18 protein-coding genes and 1 tRNA gene are annotated in these 20,427 nt (G+C 66.8%); 6 read left to right on the top strand and 13 right to left on the bottom strand.

From position 1 onward, the window contains the following. Nucleotides 1–5 precede the first annotated feature (5 nt). The 3 genes from minD to U5A56_RS02105 all read right to left on the bottom strand — a co-directional run bounded on the left by minD (nucleotide 6) and on the right by U5A56_RS02105 (nucleotide 2,468). Nucleotides 6–821 carry a septum site-determining protein MinD gene (gene minD, locus U5A56_RS02115; RefSeq protein ID WP_044849298.1) on the bottom strand — a complete coding sequence of 272 codons (816 nt, stop codon included), beginning with the start codon at nucleotides 819–821 and terminating at the stop codon, nucleotides 6–8. A 59-nt stretch (nucleotides 822–880) separates the two neighbouring features. After that, nucleotides 881–1,648, bottom strand: coding sequence for a septum site-determining protein MinC (gene minC, locus U5A56_RS02110; protein WP_124522124.1), 768 nt, complete (start codon nucleotides 1,646–1,648; stop codon nucleotides 881–883). A 166-nt stretch (nucleotides 1,649–1,814) separates the two neighbouring features. Next, nucleotides 1,815–2,468 (bottom strand): GNAT family N-acetyltransferase, encoded by a 654-nt coding sequence (locus tag U5A56_RS02105; protein ID WP_321920830.1) that lies wholly within the window; start codon nucleotides 2,466–2,468, stop codon nucleotides 1,815–1,817. 544 nt (nucleotides 2,469–3,012) lie between these two features. Between U5A56_RS02105 and U5A56_RS02100 the strand changes: the two genes are divergently transcribed. Next, complete coding sequence (locus tag U5A56_RS02100) at nucleotides 3,013–4,173, top strand: alkane 1-monooxygenase (protein WP_321920829.1); 1,161 nt, start codon at nucleotides 3,013–3,015, stop codon at nucleotides 4,171–4,173. After that, complete coding sequence (locus U5A56_RS02095) at nucleotides 4,170–4,343, top strand: hypothetical protein (protein WP_321920828.1); 174 nt, start codon at nucleotides 4,170–4,172, stop codon at nucleotides 4,341–4,343. Before U5A56_RS02100 ends, U5A56_RS02095 begins: the two co-directional genes overlap by 4 nt. Here the strand turns inward: U5A56_RS02095 and U5A56_RS02090 are convergent. The 3 genes from U5A56_RS02090 to serS all read right to left on the bottom strand — a co-directional run bounded on the left by U5A56_RS02090 (nucleotide 4,321) and on the right by serS (nucleotide 7,669). Further along, nucleotides 4,321–5,856 (bottom strand): methyl-accepting chemotaxis protein, encoded by a 1,536-nt coding sequence (locus U5A56_RS02090; RefSeq protein ID WP_321821451.1) that lies wholly within the window; start codon nucleotides 5,854–5,856, stop codon nucleotides 4,321–4,323. The two genes, U5A56_RS02095 and U5A56_RS02090, sit on opposite strands and share 23 nt — an antisense overlap. Nucleotides 5,857–6,145: 289 nt before the next feature. Further along, nucleotides 6,146–6,236 (bottom strand) — tRNA-Ser (locus U5A56_RS02085). A 131-nt stretch (nucleotides 6,237–6,367) separates the two neighbouring features. Beyond that, nucleotides 6,368–7,669, bottom strand: coding sequence for a serine--tRNA ligase (gene serS / locus U5A56_RS02080; protein ID WP_044849213.1), 1,302 nt, complete (start codon nucleotides 7,667–7,669; stop codon nucleotides 6,368–6,370). Nucleotides 7,670–7,920: 251 nt separating this feature from the next. Between serS and U5A56_RS02075 the strand changes: the two genes are divergently transcribed. Then, entirely contained in the window at nucleotides 7,921–8,187 is a 267-nt protein-coding gene (locus U5A56_RS02075; protein ID WP_124487783.1) for a DUF2164 domain-containing protein, read from the top strand. Between the two features lie 43 nt (nucleotides 8,188–8,230). Here the strand turns inward: U5A56_RS02075 and U5A56_RS02070 are convergent, their stop codons facing one another. The 3 genes from U5A56_RS02070 to U5A56_RS02060 form a co-directional block, all read right to left on the bottom strand. Further along, nucleotides 8,231–9,541 (bottom strand): replication-associated recombination protein A, encoded by a 1,311-nt coding sequence (locus U5A56_RS02070; protein WP_321920827.1) that lies wholly within the window; start codon nucleotides 9,539–9,541, stop codon nucleotides 8,231–8,233. A 233-nt stretch (nucleotides 9,542–9,774) separates the two neighbouring features. Continuing rightward, on the bottom strand, nucleotides 9,775–10,464 hold the full coding sequence (gene lolA / locus U5A56_RS02065) for an outer membrane lipoprotein chaperone LolA (RefSeq protein WP_044846204.1): 690 nt from the start codon (nucleotides 10,462–10,464) through the stop codon (nucleotides 9,775–9,777). Nucleotides 10,465–10,510: 46 nt separating this feature from the next. Next, nucleotides 10,511–12,820, bottom strand: coding sequence for a DNA translocase FtsK (locus U5A56_RS02060; protein ID WP_044846205.1), 2,310 nt, complete (start codon nucleotides 12,818–12,820; stop codon nucleotides 10,511–10,513). A 421-nt stretch (nucleotides 12,821–13,241) separates the two neighbouring features. On the opposite strand from U5A56_RS02060, the gene trxB reads away from it, so the two are divergent. The 3 genes from trxB (at nucleotide 13,242) to U5A56_RS02045 (ending at nucleotide 15,730) form a co-directional block, all read left to right on the top strand. Next, nucleotides 13,242–14,204 carry a thioredoxin-disulfide reductase gene (gene trxB, locus U5A56_RS02055; RefSeq protein WP_044846206.1) on the top strand — a complete coding sequence of 321 codons (963 nt, stop codon included), beginning with the start codon at nucleotides 13,242–13,244 and terminating at the stop codon, nucleotides 14,202–14,204. A 136-nt stretch (nucleotides 14,205–14,340) separates the two neighbouring features. After that, nucleotides 14,341–15,120, top strand: a complete 780-nt coding sequence (locus U5A56_RS02050; RefSeq protein ID WP_321920826.1) for a Smr/MutS family protein — start codon at nucleotides 14,341–14,343, stop codon at nucleotides 15,118–15,120. Then, on the top strand, nucleotides 15,107–15,730 hold the full coding sequence (locus U5A56_RS02045) for a trimeric intracellular cation channel family protein (RefSeq protein ID WP_044846208.1): 624 nt from the start codon (nucleotides 15,107–15,109) through the stop codon (nucleotides 15,728–15,730). Before U5A56_RS02050 ends, U5A56_RS02045 begins: the two co-directional genes overlap by 14 nt. Before the next feature lie 88 nt (nucleotides 15,731–15,818). Here the strand turns inward: U5A56_RS02045 and U5A56_RS02040 are convergent, their stop codons facing one another. The 4 genes from U5A56_RS02040 to U5A56_RS02025 all read right to left on the bottom strand — a co-directional run bounded on the left by U5A56_RS02040 (nucleotide 15,819) and on the right by U5A56_RS02025 (nucleotide 20,219). Then, a complete protein-coding gene (locus U5A56_RS02040) occupies nucleotides 15,819–16,937 on the bottom strand; it encodes an ABC transporter ATP-binding protein (protein ID WP_044846209.1) in 1,119 nt (372 codons plus the stop codon). Between the two features lie 110 nt (nucleotides 16,938–17,047). Further along, on the bottom strand, nucleotides 17,048–17,905 hold the full coding sequence (locus U5A56_RS02035) for a carbohydrate ABC transporter permease (protein WP_044846210.1): 858 nt from the start codon (nucleotides 17,903–17,905) through the stop codon (nucleotides 17,048–17,050). Beyond that, on the bottom strand, nucleotides 17,895–18,833 hold the full coding sequence (locus U5A56_RS02030) for a carbohydrate ABC transporter permease (RefSeq protein ID WP_044846211.1): 939 nt from the start codon (nucleotides 18,831–18,833) through the stop codon (nucleotides 17,895–17,897). The genes U5A56_RS02035 and U5A56_RS02030 overlap by 11 nt, the downstream gene beginning before the upstream one ends. A gap of 138 nt (nucleotides 18,834–18,971) precedes the next feature. Beyond that, the gene (locus U5A56_RS02025; RefSeq protein ID WP_124487778.1) at nucleotides 18,972–20,219 is read right to left on the bottom strand and encodes an ABC transporter substrate-binding protein; all 1,248 of its coding nucleotides are present in this window, start codon (nucleotides 20,217–20,219) and stop codon (nucleotides 18,972–18,974) included. Between the last annotated feature and the right edge of the window lie 208 nt (nucleotides 20,220–20,427).

The raw sequence follows: 20,427 nt of genomic DNA, 5'->3' as shown, positions 1-20,427 counted from the left end.
CTCCGTTACTTGCTGCCGAAGAGGCGCTGCAGCAGGCCCGGCTTCTGATAATCGGTGAAGCGCAGCGGCTTGTCCTCGCCGAGGAAGCGCGCGACGACGTCCTTGTACGCTTCCGCGACGTCGGTGCCGTCGATGTGCACAGCCGGCAAACCCTGGTTCGATGCGTGCAGCACGGCTTCCGATTCCGGCACCACGCCGATCAGCTTGATGCGCAGGATCTCGCTGATGTCCTCGAGCGACAGCATTTCGCCTTCGCTCACGCGCTTCGGGCTGTAGCGCGTGATCAGCAGGTGTTCCTTGATCGGATCCTTGCCTTCGGCCGCGCGCTTCGTCTTCGACGACAGGATGCCGAGAATGCGGTCCGAGTCGCGCACCGACGACACTTCCGGGTTCGTGACGATCAGCGCTTCGTCCGCGAAGTACATCGCGTGCAGCGCGCCCGCCTCGATACCGGCCGGCGAGTCGCAGACGATGTATTCGAAGTCCATCGCGACCAGGTCGTTCAGCACCTTCTCGACGCCGTCACGCGTGAGCGCATCCTTGTCGCGCGTCTGCGATGCCGGCAGGATGAACAGGTTCTCGCACTTCTTGTCCTTGATCAGCGCCTGGTTCAGGTTCGCTTCGCCCTGGATCACGTTGACGAGGTCATACACCACGCGACGCTCGCAGCCCATGATGAGATCGAGGTTGCGCAGGCCGACGTCGAAGTCGATCACGGCCGTCTTGTGGCCGCGCAGCGCGAGGCCGGACGCGAAGCTAGCGCTGGTCGTCGTCTTGCCCACGCCGCCCTTGCCCGAAGTCACCACGATGATTTTTGCCATTTACCCAATACCCTGTGTTCGTCAATGAGAGCCGATCGACCCGGAGCGTGCCGCGTGAATCACGTCAGGCGCAGCGGTTCGATCATCAGTTTTTCCTCTTCGAGCCGGATCTGCACCGATTTGCCCAGTATGTCGGCGGGCAACGGGTTCTCGGTCGTTCGATAGATACCCGCGATCGAAATCAGTTCCGGCTCCAGACACGTGCAGAAAATGCGCGCGTCGTGATTGCCGTGCACGCCCGCGAGTGCGCGGCCGCGCAACGGCGCGTAGATGTGGATGTTGCCTTCCGCGATGATCTCGGCGCCGTGACTGACCGGCGCCAGCACCACGAGGTCTCCTTTCGCGTAAATCTGCTGCCCCGAACGCAGCGGCCGGTCGATCACCAGCGTCTGGCCGCCCGCCGCAACCGGCGTCGGCGCAGGTTCCGGCGCCGGTTCGGCTGCCGCGGCAGCGGCCGGCGCCGCGACGGGCGCCGCCTCCGCTTCCTCGGCCGGCTTCGCGGCCGACACGCGGCGATCGCGCGCCTCGAGCAACGGCAGGCCGGCTTCCCCCGCCCAGCCCTGCGTCGCCAGCGCGACGACGCCCACCGGGCGCATCCGCACGTCGTTCAGCATCTGGCGGATGTCGGCGAGCGCGACGCGTTCGCCGTCCGCGAGGCGGCGGACGTCGATCGCGACGACATCATCGGCGAAAAACTCGGGAGTCGCTTCGAAGCGCTTGACCAGTTCGGTACGCAACGCATCGAGATCGGTCGTCTTCACGGTGAACAGCAACGTATCGACCGATCCGCTGCGCAGCTCGAAGAATGGCGATTTTTTAAGCGACATGGACACTCTGCAAAAAATTTTTGCGTATTTTACAGGCGTCCACGCGTGCGGCCATTATTTTTGGGGAGCCGGGGGGCGACGGTCGCGGCGAGCGCGCAACCGGCAGGCGGGCAGTCGGGCGGGCGGCCGGGCCTTCATCACGCCGTGCGGCCCGCGCGTTCATGCGTCAGGGTGTGTTGAAGTGCGACACGAACAACGACTTCATCGCGCCGGGCATCCGCGCGATCGGCGCATGCTCGCCCGTGTTGCCGAAGCCCGCGCGTTCGTAGAAACGGATCGCGTTGCGGTTCGCATCGGCGATCCATGCGTAGACGTCCCGCGCCCCGCGTTCGGCCAGCCACGCGGTAGCCGTTTCCAGCAACAGCACGCCGCCGCGCAGGTGGCGGACCGCATGCGCGACCCACAGCTCGCTGACGAACGCGCGCCGCTCGGGCGTCGTGTCGAAATACGCGCCGATCATGCCGGCCGGATGGCCTTCGGTGTACAGCAGGAAAGTCGTCGACTCGTCGGACGCGGCACGCAGCGCGGCGATGGCCGCCGCCGCGTCGGAATCGACGTTCAGCAATTCGGCCTCCGGCGCTTCACCGGGCGCGTAGGGCTCACGCAGCGATGCGGCGCGGAGTTCGCGATACACGCCGCCCTGATCGGCAGCGATACGACGAACGGTCAAGGTCGAACTCATGCAGGCACAGCCCCCTTCGGACAGCAAGCTACTAGCTTCAACCGAAAGCGGGGCATGAGTCAAATCGTAATTTTCAAATGACAGCGCGGATCGAAAGGCAGCACGCGTCGCGCACGCGCGGGTGTGCGGGTGCAGCATCGACGCGTCGACGGGCCGCGACGCATGGCAGTCCGAACGGCGAAGTCGGACGCGTCGCCCCGCTCGCCTTGTCATGCGTGGCATTCATGTGGTCAAGGTCCGACGTTACCCCGCAGCGGCGTCGTAATGATCCGTAATATATGTATCCCAAAAAGCCTCGCCGCCCCGCGATGTCGCGTCGCATTTATTGCATTGCAACATTCGTTGCGGACCGCGCCGCCGCATACTCGCGCGTGTGGCCTCGCGTATTCATCCGACGAGAATACCGGCTGCGCGAGCGGATCGGGCCCGCTCCGGCCTGTTTCAATCACCGTGGCGCAGGCCCCTCCCGGCCCGCGTCCTGCACGGCCCGCCGTTTGGAGTTGCCCGCCTAGCGGCGGGGTTTGGAAAGCGCGCGCGACGGTCGTATAACTGGCACAACCGGACCACCGATCCGGTGCCGCGCGCCGTGCCGCGGACCCACGACGATTCGACCGACGACAAGCGCGTCACTCGGCCGCCGCACCCGCACACGCGGGAGCCGGCCCCGAAAAGGAGGGAGACAATGGCAATGACCGACGCATCGGCCTCGGGCTGGTCGGATGGCAAACGTTATCTGTGGCTGCTCGGCGCGGTGACGATCACGCTGCCGATCCTCTCGGCCCAGCTCGCGCTGTCGACGGGCCTCCACGTGTTCTGGTGGTTCGGCCCGCTGTTCGCGTTCGGCGTGATCCCGGTCCTGGACACGCTGATCGGCGACGATCGCGACAATCCGCCCGAAGCCGTCGTCCCGCATCTCGAACGCGAGCGCTACTACCGCTGCATCGTCTATCTCGCGACGCTGGTCGAATACATCGCGTTCTTCATGTGCGTGCGGATCGTCGGCACGCATGCGCTCGCGTGGTACGACTACGTCGGCTTCGCCCTGTCGCTCGGCGCCGCAACGGGCATCTCGATCAACACCGCGCACGAACTCGGGCACAAGACCAGCCGCTTCGAGCGCTGGCTCGCGAAAGTCACGCTCGCGCCGGTGGCGTACGGGCACTTCTTCGTCGAGCACAACCGCGGCCATCACGTGCGCGTCGCGACGGCCGAGGATCCGGCGAGCGCGCGCTACGGCGAATCGTTCTGGGCCTTCCTGCCGCGCACGGTGACGGGCAGCATCCGCTCGGCGTGGCGGCTCGAGAAGGCACGCCTCGAGCGGCTCGGGCATTCGCCGTGGACCTGGCGCAACGAGGTGCTGCACGCGTGGGCGATGACCGTCGTCGTGTGGGCCATCGCGATCGCGATGGCCGGCAAGATCGTGATCCCGTTCCTCGTGATACAGGCCGTGTACGGCGCGTCGCTGCTCGAAGTCGTCAACTACGTCGAGCACTACGGGCTCGGCCGCCGCAAGCTGCCGAGCGGCCGCTACGAGCGCTGCACGCCGCAGCATTCGTGGAACAGCAATCACGTCGTCACCAACCTGTTCCTGTACCAGTTGCAGCGGCACGCCGACCATCACGCGAACCCGACGCGCTCGTACCAGGCGCTGCGACACTTCGACGACTCGCCGCAACTGCCGGCCGGCTACGCGACGATGATCCTGTTCGCCTATGTGCCGCCGCTCTGGTATCGCATGATGAATCCGCGTGTCGTCGCGCACTATGGCGGCAACATGGCGCAATCGAACATCAAGCCATCGATCCGCGCTCGCGTGCTCGCGCAGTATTCGGCCGCGGGGTGACGCAGGACGGCGCGGTTGCGGTTGCGGTTGCGGTCGCGGTCGCGGTCGCGGTCGCGGTCGCGGTCGCGGTCGCGGTCGCGGTCGCGGTCGCGGTCGCGGTCGCGGTCGCGGTCGCGGTCGCGGTCGCGGTCGCGGTCGGCAATATCGTCACGCGGCCTGCGGCAGCCTGAACACGGCGACCGCGTGCCGCAGCGCGCTCGCCTGCTCGGCCAGCGCCTGCGTCGCCGCCGACGCCTGTTCGACCAGCGCCGCATTGCGCTGCGTCGCTTCATCCATCTGCGTGACCGCGACGTTCACCTGCTGGATGCCGCCGCTTTGCTCCTGCGAAGCGGACGAGATCTCGCCGACGATCGACGTGACCCGCTGCACCGCGCCGACGATCTCGTGGATCGATTCGCCCGCGCGCGCGATCAGCACGGCGCCCTCGTCGACCCGCCGCGTCGATTGCTCGATCAGCGCCTTGATCTCCTTCGCGGCGGCCGCGCTGCGCTGCGCGAGCGTGCGCACCTCCGACGCGACGACCGCGAAGCCGCGCCCCTGCTCGCCCGCGCGCGCCGCCTCGACGGCCGCGTTCAGCGCGAGGATGTTGGTCTGGAATGCGATGCCGTCGATGACCGCGATGATCTCGCCGACCTTCGCCGCGCTGGCGGCAATCCCGCTCATCGTGCCGACCGCGTCCGTCATCACGCCACCGCCCGCGGACGCGATGTCCGATGCGTCGCGTGCGAGCTGCGCCGCATGCTGCGCGTGTTCGGCCGACTGGCGCACGATGCCCGTCAGTTCGGTCATGCTGGCCGCGGTTTCCTCGAGCGACGCAGCCTGCGCCTCGGTGCGCGACGACAGGTCGTGATTGCCCGCCGCGATCTGCGCACTCGCGGTCGCGACGGCTTCGGCATGCGTACGCACCTCGAGCACGACACCCGACAGGCTCGCCTGCATCGTCTTCAATGCGCGCAGCAGATCGGCGATCTCGTCGCGGCCGGCCGCGTCGACGTCGCGCGTCAGGTCGCCGCCGGCCACCGCCTGTGCACAGGCCACGGCGCGATCGAGCGGCCGCAGGATCGCGCGGCTGAACAGGAATGCACCGATCATCGCGATGCCGAGCACGATCAGCATCAGCACGACGCTCGCCGCGGTCGCGTGGCGCGCATCGCGGCTCGCTTGCGCCGACACGGCAGCACTCTCGTCGGCGATCGCCTTCGCCGCGCGCTCGAGCAGCGCGGCGGGCGCCCGGTCGACGCCCGCCACGGCCGCGTCCCCGGCCGTCGGTTCGAAGCCCGCAGCCTTGAACGCGTCGAACCCGCGCCGGTAGCCGTCGCCCATCGCCGCATGCGCGCGCATGAACTGCTCGACGAGCGTCCGGCTCTCTCCGGGCGGCAGCTCGCCGACGAGTTGCGCGGCCAGCGTGTCGACCGTGCGCTCACGCGTCTGGAATGCCTGCCAGTACTTGTCGAGCTTGTCGGGCTGCTTGCCGCGCAGCAGCGTGTCCTTCCATTCCTGCACCTGCAGCTTGAACTGCACGAGCGTGGCCGATACGAGCCGCTCGTCGGCAACGTGCGTCTGCACGTCGTTCGCGAACGTGTCGATCGAGCGATTGAGAATGCGGATGCCGTACAGCGCGCCGCAGAACATCAGCAGCAGCGCAATGGCGAATGCGAGGGGAATCTTGTAGCTCAGCTTCATGGGACCTTGGATCGTCGGAGAACGGCGACCGCGCACAAAGCGCGAGCCGCCGACCGCTCTGTTAACGGCGCGCGAGGTCAAGGCTGAAGCGGGCAAGCGGCGGCGGGAAACGTGCGGGTCGAGCACGAAGCCCGTGGCGATCCGTGGGCGGCGGGAACCGAGGCAACAACGCCCAAGCGGGTGCCGGCCGATCGGTACGCGCGCGTACCGCACATCGCATCCACGCTCGCCACCGGGCGACCAAAACGAAAAACCCCGTGATCCTTCCGGATCACGGGGCTTCGTATTTTGGCGGAGAGGGTGGGATTCGAACCCACGGTACGGGGAAACCGTACGCCTGATTTCGAGTCAGGTACATTCGACCACTCTGCCACCTCTCCTTCCTTGCTGCTTCATTTCCCGGTTGGTCGTGTCCGGGAAAGAAAAGATTATAGAACGATCTCTTCGAAACTCACAAGCGTTTTTTGCAAAATTTTTTGCGAGCCCGTCGAAGACCGATCGCGCAGCGATCTCACGACGCCTGCGCAGGCGCTTCGATTCGCTCCATGCCGCCCATGTACGGACGCAGCGCCTCGGGCACCGTGACCGAACCGTCGGCATTCTGGTAGTTCTCCAGCACCGCGACGAGCGTGCGACCGACCGCGAGGCCGGACCCGTTCAGCGTATGCACGAGTTCCGGCTTGCCCTGCGCGTTGCGGAAACGCGCCTGCATCCGGCGCGCCTGGAACGCCTCGGTGTTCGAGCAGCTCGAGATCTCGCGATAGGTGTTCTGCGCGGGCAGCCACACTTCGAGGTCGAACGTCTTCGCGGCCGAGAAGCCCATGTCGCCCGTGCACAGCGTGATCACGCGGTACGGCAGGCCGAGCTTCTGCAGGATCGCCTCCGCGTGGCCGACCATCTCGTCGAGTGCCGCATACGACGCGTCCGGCGCGACGACCTGCACCATCTCGACCTTGTCGAACTGGTGCTGGCGGATCATCCCGCGCGTGTCGCGGCCATACGAGCCGGCTTCCGAGCGGAAGCACGGCGAATGCGCGGTCAGCTTGATCGGCAGCGCGGAGCCTTCGACGATCGACTCGCGCACGGTGTTCGTCAGCGAAATCTCGGACGTGGAGATCAGGTACTGCGTGATCGTGTTTTCAGCGCCGCCCTTCTCGACGCGGAACATGTCGTCCGCGAACTTCGGCAGCTGGCCCGTGCCGTACAGGATCTCGGGATTCACGATGTACGGCGTGTACGTCTCGCTGTAGCCGTGCTGCAGCGTGTGCGTGTCGATCATGAACTGCGCGAGCGCGCGGTGCAGGCGTGCGATCGAGCCGCGCAGCATCGTGAAGCGTGCGCCGGCGAGCTTCGCGCCGGTTTCGAAATCGAGGCCGAGCGGCGTGCCGACGTCGACGTGATCCTTCACCTCGAAGTCGAACTGGCGCGGCGTGCCCCAGCGGCGCACTTCGACGTTGTCGGCTTCGTCCTTGCCGACCGGCACGCTTTCGTGCGCGATGTTCGGCATGCCCAGCATCAGGTCGGACAGGCGCGTCTGGATCTCGCCGAGCTTGGCCTCCGACGCCTTCATTTCGTCGCCGATCCCGCCGACTTCGGCCATGACGGCCGACGTGTCCTCGCCCTTCCCCTTCATCGCGCCGATCTGCTTCGACAGGCTGTTGCGGCGCGCCTGAAGCTCTTCGGTACGGGTCTGGATCGCACGGCGTTCCGCTTCGAGGGCGGAGAACGCGGCGACGTCGAGGGTGTAGCCGCGATCGGCGAGGCGCTTCGCGACGCCGTCGAGGTCTTTGCGCAGCAACTGGATGTCGAGCATGGGAGGACTTGGAAAATCGTTGTGTAAGACGGGAATTCTAACGCACCGCGGGGCCGCCACGGCATCGGCCGGATGGACAGTGCCGCAAACGCGCGACGGGCGTGGCAGTATCGCATTGCCGGCCTGCGCGCCCGCAGCCGGCGAAGCGCGTTGCGCGACGCCGCGGCGCAGCGCGCGACAGCCGCCCCGGCCGGGCGCAACGCGGCGGGCAACGCACCCGTCTTCGCGTCACCATCACCCGAGGGAACCCGATGGCCATCGAACTGGACAAGGATGTCCGCGACCGCGCGATCGCGTCGCTGCAACGCTATTTCACAGAAAACATGGACGAGCCGATCGGCAACATCCAGGCCGGAGCGCTGCTGCACTTCTTCGTCGAGGAAATCGCGCCGGCAATCTACAACCTCGCGATCGCCGATGCGCAGGAGCGCCTGCACGCACGGGTCGCCGAGCTCGACATCGACTGCCACGAGGAGCCGTTCGAGTACTGGAAGAAGCAGCCAGGCCGCCGGCGCTGACACGCCCCCACGCAGCGCCGGCCGTCGGGCCGCGCGCGGCCGGTCAGTTCTTCTTGCCGGCCTCGCGGTCGAGCTCGCGCAGCCACGCGAGCTTGTCGGCGATCTTCGATTCGAGCCCGCGCGGCACCGGCTTGTACCAGCGCGGTTCGCGCATCCCTTCCGGAAGATACGACTCGCCGGCCGCATAGGCATTCGGCTCGTCATGCGCGTAGCGATACGCGTGACCGTAGCCGAGTTCCTTCATCAGCTTGGTCGGCGCATTGCGCAGATGCACGGGCACCTCGCGCGACTTGTCCTGCTTCACGAACGCCATCGCCTGGTTGAACGCGTTGTAGCCCGCATTGCTCTTCGCCGCGCACGCGAGATAGATCACCGCCTGCCCGAGCGCCAGCTCCCCTTCGGGCGAGCCGAGCCGCTCGTAGGTCTCGGCCGCGTCGTTCGCCACCTGCAGCGCGCGCGGATCGGCGAGGCCGATGTCTTCCCACGCCATCCGCACGATGCGCCGCGCGAGATATTTCGGATCCGCGCCGCCGTCGATCATCCGGCAGAACCAGTACAGCGCGCCGTCCGGGCTCGAACCGCGCACCGACTTGTGCAGCGCCGAGATCTGGTCGTAGAAGTTGTCGCCGCCCTTGTCGAAGCGCCGCGCGTTCAGCGTCATCGCGCTGCTGACGAACTCGGCATCGATGGTCGTGACCTTGGCGGACGCTGCGGCCGTCTGCGCCTGCTCGAGCAGGTTCAGGAAGCGCCGCGCGTCGCCGTCCGCATAACCGATGAGCGTATCGATCGCCTTGTCGTCGAACGCGAGCCCGTCGAGCGCGATTTCCTGCGCGCGCTTGAGCAGCTGACGCATCTCGTCGTCGTTCAGCGACTGCAGCACGTACACCTGCGCCCGCGACAGCAGCGCCGAGTTGACTTCGAAGCTCGGGTTCTCGGTCGTCGCGCCGATGAAGGTCACGAGCCCCGACTCGACGAACGGCAGCAGCGCATCCTGCTGCCCCTTGTTGAAGCGGTGGATTTCGTCGACGAACAGGATCGTGTGGCGGCCGGTGCGATTCAGCGTGTCCTTCGCCTGCTCCATCGACTCGCGGATGTCCTTCACGCCGCCGAGCACCGCGGACAGCGCGATGAACTCGCAGTCGAATGCGAGCGCGGTGAGGCGCGCGAGTGTCGTCTTGCCGACGCCGGGCGGCCCCCACAGGATCATCGAATGCGGCTTGCCGGATTCGAACGCGAGCCGCAGCGGCTTGCCTTCGCCCAGCAGATGCGTCTGGCCGATCACCTCGGCGAGCGTCTTCGGCCGCAGCGCCTCGGCGAGCGGCCGGCGCGGCTCGACTTGAAACAGGTCGGACATGAACCCTCGCTCCAGATCAAACGATGGCGGCCGAACGGGCCGCCGGACCCGACATTATGACAGCCGCGCGACTGCACCGCCGCGCCTGGTGCCTGGTGCCTGGTGCCTGGTGCTTAGTGCCTGCGCCTGCGCCTGCGCCCGCGCCCGATGCCCGCGCCCGGTGCCCGCGCCCCAAAACAACACGGGCCTGCCGTCGCCGGCAGGCCCGTGTCGGGAAAACGGCGTGGTGCCGGTCAGCCGTTGATCACGTCCGCGCCCTTCGGCACGACGAACTTGAACGTATCGCTCTTCAGCGGCGGGTTCGTCTGGATGTTCGTGAACGTGAGCAGCGTGACGTTGCCGAACACGTCGTGCAATTCCATCGCCGCGAGCGTGCCGTTGCGGAAGCCGATGCCGATCCGCTGGAATTGCGTGTCCTGCGCCTTCGGCAGCATCTCGAGCCACTCGATGCCGCCCTTCTCGCCGGCATCGCGCAGCGTGTAGTTCTTGTCGAGATCGTTGCTGCCGAACAGGATCGCGGCCGGGCTCGCGCCCAGCGCGCCGTTCAGCTTGCGTTCGGTGACCTGGTTCAGGTCGCGGTCGTACACGTAGAGCTTGTCGCCGTCGGCCTGCAGCACCTGCTGGTACGGCTTCTGGTACGTCCAGATGAACTTGCCCGGACGCGAGAACACGAACGTGCCGCTCGAATTGTCGTTCGGCTTCGGCGCGGCCTGCACGGCGCTCGCGCCCTTGGCCGGTGCCTTGACGATCTGCTGCGTGAAATCGCCTTTCGCCGAGCGCACCTGCGACACGAAGGCCTTCAGCTGCTCGGTGCCGCCCGCGAACGCGTGCGTCGCCGCGAGCATCAGCGATGCGCCGGCGAGCGCCGCGCCGAGCCAGCGCCGCGTCGAACGAAGGGACACTGCGAACGAATGTTGCTGCATATTGCGGTTTTCTCCCTGGGTGGCCGGCGCTGCGGGCGCCGCGGACTCATTCCGCGTCGCGCGCCGGCACAAGAATTTCGCGGTTGCCGCTCGACGACATCGCCGACACGAGCCCCGATTGTTCCATCTGTTCGAGCAGCCGCGCCGCGCGGTTGTAGCCGATCCGCAGATGGCGCTGCACGAGCGAAATCGACGCGCGGCGGTTCTTGATGACGATCTCGACCGCCTGGTCGTACAGCGGATCAGACTCCTCGCCGCCTTCGCCGGTTCCCGCGCCGGCCGAGCCCTCGTCGCCGTCGGCCGTGCCTCCTTCGAGCAGCCCTTCGACGTAGTTCGGCTCGCCCTGCTCCTTGAGCTTCTCGACGACGCGATGCACTTCGTCGTCGGCAACGAACGCGCCGTGCACGCGCACCGGCAGCCCGGTGCCCGGCGGCAGGTACAGCATGTCGCCCATCCCGAGCAGCGATTCGGCGCCCATCTGGTCGAGAATCGTGCGCGAGTCGATCTTCGACGACACCTGGAACGCGATCCGCGTCGGCACGTTCGCCTTGATCAGGCCGGTAATCACGTCGACGGACGGACGCTGCGTCGCGAGGATCAGGTGGATGCCGGCCGCGCGCGCCTTCTGCGCGATCCGCGCGATCAGTTCCTCGACCTTCTTGCCGACGACCATCATCAGGTCGGCCAGCTCGTCGATCACGACGACGATGTTCGGCAGGCGGCCGAGCGGTTCAGGATCGTCCGGCGTCAGGCTGAACGGATTCGGAATCTTTTCTTCACGCTTCGCCGCGTCGTCGATCTTGTTGTTGTAGCCCGCGAGGTTGCGCACGCCGAGCTTGCTCATCAGCTTGTAGCGGCGCTCCATCTCCGCGACCGTCCAGTTCAGCGCATGGCCGGCCTGGCGCATGTCGGTGACGACCGGGCACAGCAGGTGCGGAATGCCTTCGTAGACGCTCATTTCGAGCATCTTCGGATCGATCAGGATCAGGCGCACCTGCTCGGCGGTGGCCTTGTACAGCAGCGACAGGATCATCGCGTTGATCCCGACCGACTTGCCCGAACCGGTCGTGCCGGCGACCAGCAGGTGCGGCATCTTCGCGAGGTCCGCGCAGACCGGCTTGCCGCCGATGTCCTTGCCGAGGCTCAGCGTCAGCGCCGACGACGCGGCCGCATAGACTTCCGAGCCGATGATCTCGGACAGGTGGACCGTCTGGCGGCGCTGGTTCGGCAGCTCGAGCGCCATGTAGTTCTTGCCGGGGATCGTCTCGACCACGCGGATCGACACGAGCGACAGCGAACGCGCGAGATCCTTCGCGAGGTTGACGATCTGGCTGCCCTTCACGCCGGTGGCCGGCTCGATCTCGTAGCGCGTGACGACCGGGCCCGGATACGCGGCGACGACGCTCGCCTCGACGCCGAAGTCCTTCAGCTTCTTCTCGATCAGGCGCGACGTGAATTCGAGCGTATCGGCAGAAATCGCTTCCTGCGTCTTCGGCGCGGGATCGAGCAGCGACACCGGCGGCAGCGTCGAATCGCCCGGCAGGTCGGTGAAAAGCGGCACCTGGCGCTCGCGCTCGACGCGCTCGGACTTCGCCGGCGTGACGACCGGCGGCACGATCGTTACGGGTTCGTGATCCTCGATGCGCACACGCTCCTCTTCGACCTTGCCTTCGCGGCGCACGGCCGCGGCCTCGCCGAGCTTGCGGTCGCGCTCGGCCTCGCGGCGCAGCTTCGCGACGTTGACGGCGGACAGGATCGCCCCGCCCACGCGCTCGGCGACCGACAGCCACGAGAAGCGGAAATACAGCGACAGGCCGATCGCGAGCAGGATCAGCAGCAGCAGCGTGCCGCCGGTGAAGCCGAACGCGTGCGACATCGCACCCGCCACGGCCTCGCCGATCACGCCGCCCGGTGCGCGCGGCAGCTGCACCTTCAGCGACCACATGCGCAGCGCCTCGATGCCGTCGCACGCGAGCACGACGAGCACGAACGCCAGGATCTCGGTGAGCCAGCCGATCGGCCGCTCGGGTTCGTCGGCGACCGCCTCGTGACGCGTGATGCGCCGGTAGTTGACCGCGATGCGCCGCCCGAGCGGCACGATCAGCCAGTAGGCCGACAGGCCGAACAGCAGCAGGATGATGTCGGCCGTCCACGCGCCGACGCGGCCGGCCCAGTTCGAGATGTGGTCCACCTGCGCGGCGTGCGTCCAGCTCGGATCGCGCCGGCTGTAGCTCAACAGGGCCATCACCAGAAAAGCGCAGAGCGCGACCTGGAGAATCCAGCGGATCTCCGTGAGGAGCTTCGACATCCGGTGCGGCAACGCCTGTGCCTGGGCGGAATAAGGAGCTTTTGCCATGAATCCGTATAAAGAGGACGGGCCGCGCGCCCGCCTGTCGTTCGATCGCGCTTATTGTAAACGCTGCACCGGGGCGCCAAGTGTAAATGACGGTTACATAAGAGGGTCGGGGCGGCCGACGCCGATAGCCGCGCATGCGATCCGGCCGCCGGTCGGCCCGTGACGCCGGGCCGCGGCAATGCGCGCCACGGGCCGCAGCCGCCCGCCTCTCCCACGCCGACCCGCCCGCCCAACCTGCCCCGCGGCTGCGGGCGCCCCACCGAGAAACGCTATCGCCACGATTGAAACTCTCGTTCGGCAGCGCAGCAACGGGGCCTTTATAATGCGCGTCTGATACCCATCTACGACGGCATCCCGGTCAACCCAGACCGTCCGGCGAGCCTTACCCCGCCCGCCGCGGCCGCCCTTTACGGATTCGCACATGTCCACGCCCAAACACGCCAAAGTCCTGATTCTCGGTTCCGGCCCCGCCGGCTACACGGCTGCCGTCTATGCGGCTCGCGCCAACCTGTCCCCGGTGCTGATCACCGGCATCGCGCAGGGCGGCCAGCTGATGACCACGACCGACGTCGAAAACTGGCCGGCGGACGCGAAGGGTGTGCAAGGCCCGGAACTGATGGCGCGCTTCCTCGAGCACGCCGAGCGTTTCAACACCGAAATCGTCTTCGACCACATCCACACCGCGAAACTGCACGAAAAGCCGATCCGGCTGATCGGCGATTCGGGTGAATACACGTGCGACTCGCTGATCATCGCCACCGGCGCATCCGCACAGTATCTCGGCCTGCCGTCCGAAGAATTGTTCATGGGCAAGGGCGTGTCGGCCTGCGCGACCTGCGACGGCTTCTTCTACCGCAACCAGGAAGTCGCGGTGATCGGCGGCGGCAACACGGCGGTCGAGGAAGCGCTCTACCTGACGGGCATCGCGAAGAAGGTCACGGTGATCCACCGCCGCGACAAGTTCCGCGCCGAGCCGATCCTGATCGACCGCCTGCTGGAGAAAGAAAAGGAAGGCGTCGTCGACATCAAGTGGGATCACGTGCTCGACGAAGTGACGGGCGAGGATTCGGGCGTCACGGGCCTGCGCATCAAGAACGTGAAGACCGGCGAGAAACAGGACCTCACCGTGCAGGGCGTGTTCGTCGCGATCGGCCACAAGCCGAATACCGACCTGTTCCAGGGCCAGCTCGAGATGAAGGACGGTTACATCCTGACGAAGAGCGGCCTGCAGGGCAACGCGACGTCGACGAGCGTGCCGGGCGTGTTCGCCGCCGGCGATGTGCAGGACAACGTGTACCGCCAGGCGATCACGAGCGCCGGCACGGGCTGCATGGCCGCGCTCGACGCGCAGCGCTACCTCGAAAGCCTGCACGACAAGAAGTAAGCGTCGAGCCTTCGCGCGCCGGGCGCTACAATGGCGTCCGCTGCCGCGAAGCGGGCTTGACCGGAAAGCCGCTGCCGTCGCGCAGCGGCTTTTTTTGTGCCCGCGCGCCCGAACGCGCCTGCCCGGTTACCGAATCATGGCGAAGAACCAGCCCCATCCGAGCGATCCCGCGAAGCGGAAGATCGCCGCCCGTCCCGCGAACCCCGCGCCGGCCGCCCCGCCGCCCGCGCCCGATCCGGCCGCGTTGCGCGGCCAGGGCCTCGCGGGCCTCGGCGCGTTGCGCAAGTCGCTGCAAGGCGAAGCCGATCGCCGCGACCGCGAGCGCATCGAAACCGCGAAGGCCGAACGCAAGGCCGAAGCCGACGCGAACCTGTTCCGCAACGAAATCGGCGCGATCCAGCAGCTCAACGCGCCGCCGCGCGCGAAATCCGGCCGTACGCCGCCCGACCCGGTGCCGAAGCAGACGCAGCGCGACGAGGAAGCCGTGCTGAACGCGACGCTATCCGACGAATTCGATCCCGAGACGCTGCTCGACAGCGACGAATCGCTGTACTACCACCGCCCCGGCATCAGCCGCGACGTCGTGCGCAAGCTGAGGAGCGGCGCGTGGATCGTGCAGGCGCAGATCGACCTGCACGGGATGCGGCGCGACGAAGCGCGCGATGCGCTCGCCGAATTCATCCGCGAAGCCGGCAAGAAGGGGCTGCGCTGCCTGCGCGTGATCCATGGCAAGGGGCTCGGCTCGATCGGCAAGGAACCCGTGCTGAAAGGCAAGGTGCGCGCGTGGCTCGTGCAGAAGGAAGAAGTGATCGCGTTCTGCGAGGCGCGTAGCCACGACGGCGGCGCGGGCGCGGTGCTCGTGCTGCTGCAGCCGCTCGCGGCGCCCGCCGATCGGGGGCCGCGTGCCGCATCCTAGGCTGACGCTCGCGATCGCGGTGCTGGAGGCGATCGCGACGCTGGCGTTCGCAATCTCGGGCTTCATCGAGGCGCGCAAGAACCGTCTCGACTCGGTCGGCACGTTCGTCGTCGCGCTCGCCACCGCATTCGGCGGCGGCACGCTGCGCGACATCCTGCTCGAACGCCGCCCGTTCTACTGGGTCGTGCACGACGACTACGTGATCGCGATCTTCGTGCTCGCGCTGTTCGCGCCGTTCGTGTTGCGGATGCTGTCGCGGCTGTCGGCCGAGCGGCTGCTGCTGGTGGCCGACGCGATCGGGCTCGGCATCTTCAGCATCTCGGGCACCGCGATCGCGCTCGATGCAGAGATGCCGCGCTTCATCGCGGTGATGATGGGCGTGATCACGGGCGTGGTCGGCGGGATCATCCGCGACGTGCTGTGCAACGACATCCCGCTGATCCTGCGCGATTCGCGGCCGTACGCGACCTGCGCGTTCGTCGGCTGCTGGTTCTACCTGCTGCTCGCGTGGCTGCAGTTCGACTCGGTGTACAGCGTACTGCTCGCGACCGGCTTCATCCTCGTCGCGCGGCTCGCGACGTTCAAGTTCGACGTGCGGTTGCCGCACTGAGCGCCGCCGCGACACCAGACGCACCGCCAGAAACAAAAGGGGCCGCTCCTTCGAGACGGCCCCTTCTTCATTCAGCGCAACCGCGGCCTCACGCGATCCGCTCTTCCGACGCCGGATCGAACAGCACCGCCTTCGACACGTCGAACAGCAGCGACTGCGTCTGCCCCGGCTGCGGGTTCGCGGCCGGATGCACGCGGCTCACGATCCGCTTTCCGTTGACCTGCGCGAACACGTGCGTGTCCGGCCCGGTCGGCTCGGTCACGTCGACGCGCACGTCGATCGGTTGCAGCTTCGACGCCTCGCCGTGGTGCGCATTGCGCGCGTCGGTGATGCGCTCCGGACGCAGGCCGAGGATCACCTCGCGGCCCACATGGCCGTTCATCCGCTTCGCATCGAACGGCAGGTTCAGCGCGCTGCGCGCGAGGCCCGTGTCGATCTCGAGCGCGATCCCGCTGCCCTGCTCGACCAGCTTGCCGTTGATGAAGTTCATCGGCGGCGCGCCGATGAAGCCCGCGACGAACAGGTTCGACGGCGAATCGTAGATTTCCTGCGGCGCGCCGAACTGCTGGACCACGCCGTCCTTCATCACCGCGATCCGGTCGCCGAGCGTCATCGCCTCGATCTGGTCGTGCGTCACGTAGACGATCGTCGTGCCGAGGCGCTGGTGCAGCAGCTTGATTTCCGCGCGCATCTCGATGCGCAGCTTCGCGTCGAGGTTCGACAGCGGCTCGTCGAACAGGAACAGCGACGGATCGCGCGCCAGTGCGCGGCCCATCGCGACGCGCTGGCGCTGGCCGCCCGACAGCTGGCCCGGCTTGCGGTCGAGCAGATGCTGGATCTGCAGCATCGCCGACACGCGCTCGACGATCTGCTGCTGCTCGCTCTTCGGCACCTTGCGGATGTTCAGGCCGAACGAGATGTTCTCGCGCACCGTCATCGACGGGTACAGCGCGTACGACTGGAACACCATCGCGATGTCGCGATCCTTCGGCGACAGGTCGTTGACGACCTTGCCGTCGATGCAGATCTCGCCGCTCGTCACGGTCTCGAGACCGGCGATCATGTTGAGCAGCGTCGACTTCCCGCAGCCCGAGCCGCCGACCAGGATCAGGAACTGTCCGTCCTCGATCTCGATGTCGACACCCTTCAGGACCGGCACCCCGTTCGGGTAGGTCTTGTACACGTCACGGATGGAAAGGCTTGCCATGCTGTGAATCCTCTGTCTCGTCTCGCGCGGCGCTACGGCGCCGCGTCGGGTTCGTTTCGATGCGCCGCGCGTCGTGCGCGGCCGGTTCGTCGTATCGGATGAAGCCGCGCTTACCCCTTCACCGCGCCCGCCGTCAGCCCGCGCACGAAGTAGCGGCCGGCGACCACGTAGACGAGCAGCGTCGGCAGCGCGGCGATGATCGCGCCGGCCATGTCGACGTTGTATTCCTTCACGCCCGTCGACGTGTTGACGAGGTTGTTCAGCGCAACCGTGATCGGCATCGAGTCGACGCCGGAGAACACGATCCCGAACAGGAAGTCGTTCCAGATCTGCGTGAATTGCCAGATCAGGCACACCATGAAGATCGGCAGCGACACCGGCAGCAGGATCTTCGTGAAGATCGTGAAGAAACCCGCGCCGTCGATGCGTGCGGCCTTCACGAGCTCGGCCGGCACGCTCACGTAGAAGTTGCGGAAGAACATCGTCGTGAACGCGATGCCGTACACGACGTGCACGAACACCAGGCCCGGAATCGTGTTGGCGAGGCCGAGCATCCCCTGCAGGCGCGCCATCGGCAGCAGGATCACCTGGAACGGGATGAAGCAGCCGACCAGCATCATCGTGAACAGCGCATCCGCGCCGCGAAAGCGCCAGTGCGTGAGCACGTAGCCGTTGAACGCGCCGATCAGCGACGAGATCAGCACGGCCGGAATCACCATCTGCAGCGAGTTCAGGAAGAACGGCTTCATGCCGTCGCAGCGCACGCCGGTACACGCGCCGCTCCACGCCTTCACCCACGGATCGAAGGTCCAGTGCGTCGGCGGCGTCAACAGGTTGCCGGTGCGCAGCTGGTCGAGGTCCTTGAAGGAGGTCGACAGCATCACGTAGATCGGGAACAGGAAATACAGCGCGAACAGGATCAGCGCCGCATAGATCACTGCCCGGCTGATCGTCACTTTAGGCTGCATTGCGGGTGCTCCTCGATTCCATATACATCAGCGGCACCAGCACCGCGACCACGGTCGCGAGCATCATCACCGACGACGCCGCGCCGAGCCCGAGCTGGCCGCGGTTGAACGAAAACGTGTACATGAACATGGCCGGCAGCGACGACGACGTGCCGGGGCCGCCGGCCGTCAGCGCGACGACCAGGTCGAAGGTCTTGATCGTGATGTGGCAGAGGATCAGCAGCACCGAGAAGAACACCGGGCGCATGCTCGGGATCACGATCTTGCGGTAGATGGTCGGCAGCGTCGCGCCGTCGACCTGCGCGGCCTTGAAGATCTCGCCGTCGACGCCGCGCAGCCCGGCGAGGAACAGCGCCATCACGAAGCCGGTCGACTGCCACACGGCGGCGATCACGATACAGAAGATCGCCTTGTCCGGGTCGTCGAGCCAGCCGAACGAGAAGCTCGTCCAGCCCCAGTCGTGCATCACCTTCTCCAGGCCGAGGCCCGGGTTCAGGATCCACTGCCATGCGGTGCCCGTGACGATGAACGACAGCGCCATCGGATACAGGAAGATCGCGCGCAGCGCGCCTTCGTTGCGGATCCGCTGGTCGAGCAGGATCGCGAGGAACAGCCCGAGCGCGACGCAGATCGCGATGAACGGAATCCCGAACCAGCCGAGGTTCGCGGCGGAGGTCCACCACACGTCGTTCTGGAACAGGTCCGAATAACGGCCGAAGCCGTCGAATTCGTAGTTCGGCAACAGCCGCGAATTGGTCAGCGACAGATAGCCGGTAATCAGGATGAAGCCGTAGATGAACACCACGGCGATCGCGAGGCTCGGCGCGAGCACGAGCTTCGGAATCCAGCGATCGGCGAAGGCCGACATCGGCGACGTGCGCCGTGCGGCGGCAGCGCCGGATCCGTTTCCGCTAAGAGGGGCAGCCACTTGATTCGACTCCTGGAACGAGGGTGACGCAGGCCGGGCCGGCGCCGGGTACGGCACGGGCCCGCGCGCGAGCCCGTTTGCTGCACATGCAGGAACGCCCGGCCGATCCTGCGTTTCCGGCCGGGCGCCGGTCGCGCTTTACTTCACCTTCGCGGCCTTCGCGAGCGCGGCGACCGCGCTCTTCGAATCCTGCTGCGAGTTCATGAACTTCGTCACGACGTCGGTGATCGCGCCGGCCGTTGCATCGCCCTGCGCCATCCCGTGCGCGAGCGACGGCACGAAGCCGCCCGACTTGATCGCGGTCTGCTCGTCGGCATACGACTTCTTCGCGCAGTCGTCGAACTTGTCCATCTTCACGCCGAGGCGCACCGGCACCGAGCCCTTCAGCAGGCTGAACTGCTCCTGGAAGTCCGGCGTCATGATCGTCTTCGCGAGTGCGACCTGGCCCGGCGTCGCGTCCTTCTGCCCCTTCTGCTGGAAGAACACGAACGAGTCGACGTTGAACGTGTACGAATTCGCGGTGCCCGGCACCGCCGCGCAGATGTAGTCCTTGCCCGCCTTCTTGCCGGCGTTCTCGAACTCGCCCTTCGCCCAGTCGCCCATGAACTGCATGCCGGCCTTGCCGTTGATCACCATCGCGGTCGCGAGGTTCCAGTCGCGGCCGTTGCGGCCCGTGTCGAAGTAGCCCTGGATCTTGCGGACCGTGTCGAACACCGACAGCATCTGCGGCGACGTCAGCGTGGCCTGGTCGAGATCGACGAGCGCCTTCCTGTAGAACGCCGGACCCTGCGACAGCACGACGTCTTCCCACAGCGTCAGGTCCTGCCACGGCTGGCCGCCCATCGCGACCGGCTGGATGCCGGCAGCCTTCAGCTTGTCGGCCACCGCGAAGAATTCGGGCCAGGTGGTCGGCACCTTCGCGCCGACCTTGTCGAGCGCGGCCTTGTTGATATAGAGCCAGTTCACGCGGTGCACCGAGAACGGCGCGGCGACGGTGTGGCCCTTGTACTTGATGATCTTGTCGATTTCCGGCGGCAGGTTCTGCTTCCAGTCGCCGGCGGCGGAATCGATGTTGACGAGCACGCCCTGGTCGGCCCAGTCCTGGATCAGCGGGCCCTTGATCTGCGCGGCCGACGGTGCGTCGCCGCTGATCACCTTGGTCTTCAGCGCGGTCATCGCCGCGGCGCCGGCGCCGCCCGCGACCGCGAAGTCCTTCCACACGTAGCCCTGCTTCTGCACGTCGTCCTTCAGCACGCCGACGGCCTTCGACTCGCCGCCCGAGGTCCACCAGTGCAGCACGGTTACGTTCTCGGCCGCCTGCGCCGCCACGGCGCCAGCCATCAGACCCGCGGCGCAGAGCGCGCCCATGATCGAGCGAACTTTCATTACTTATCTCCTCCAGACTGAATCAACTCGTGAGGTTCCCTGACGGGGAACCGGCTTCTTGATAAACGACGGGGAAATCGAGCCGCGGGACGCATTGCAGCGTACGGGGCCGATGACCGGCCGGGCTCTTACAGAAAGCGTGAATCGAGATTCAACGGCGTGTCTCCTCTTTGTGTTTCTGGCCCGCCGCGATGCCGCGGCGCGAGCC

It is taken from the genome of Burkholderia sp. BCC1998 (assembly GCF_905339875.1).
GTDB lineage: Bacteria > Pseudomonadota > Gammaproteobacteria > Burkholderiales > Burkholderiaceae > Burkholderia.
Note: the sequence above shows the minus strand (reverse complement) of the source record. Positions and strands in the feature narration are given on the sequence as shown.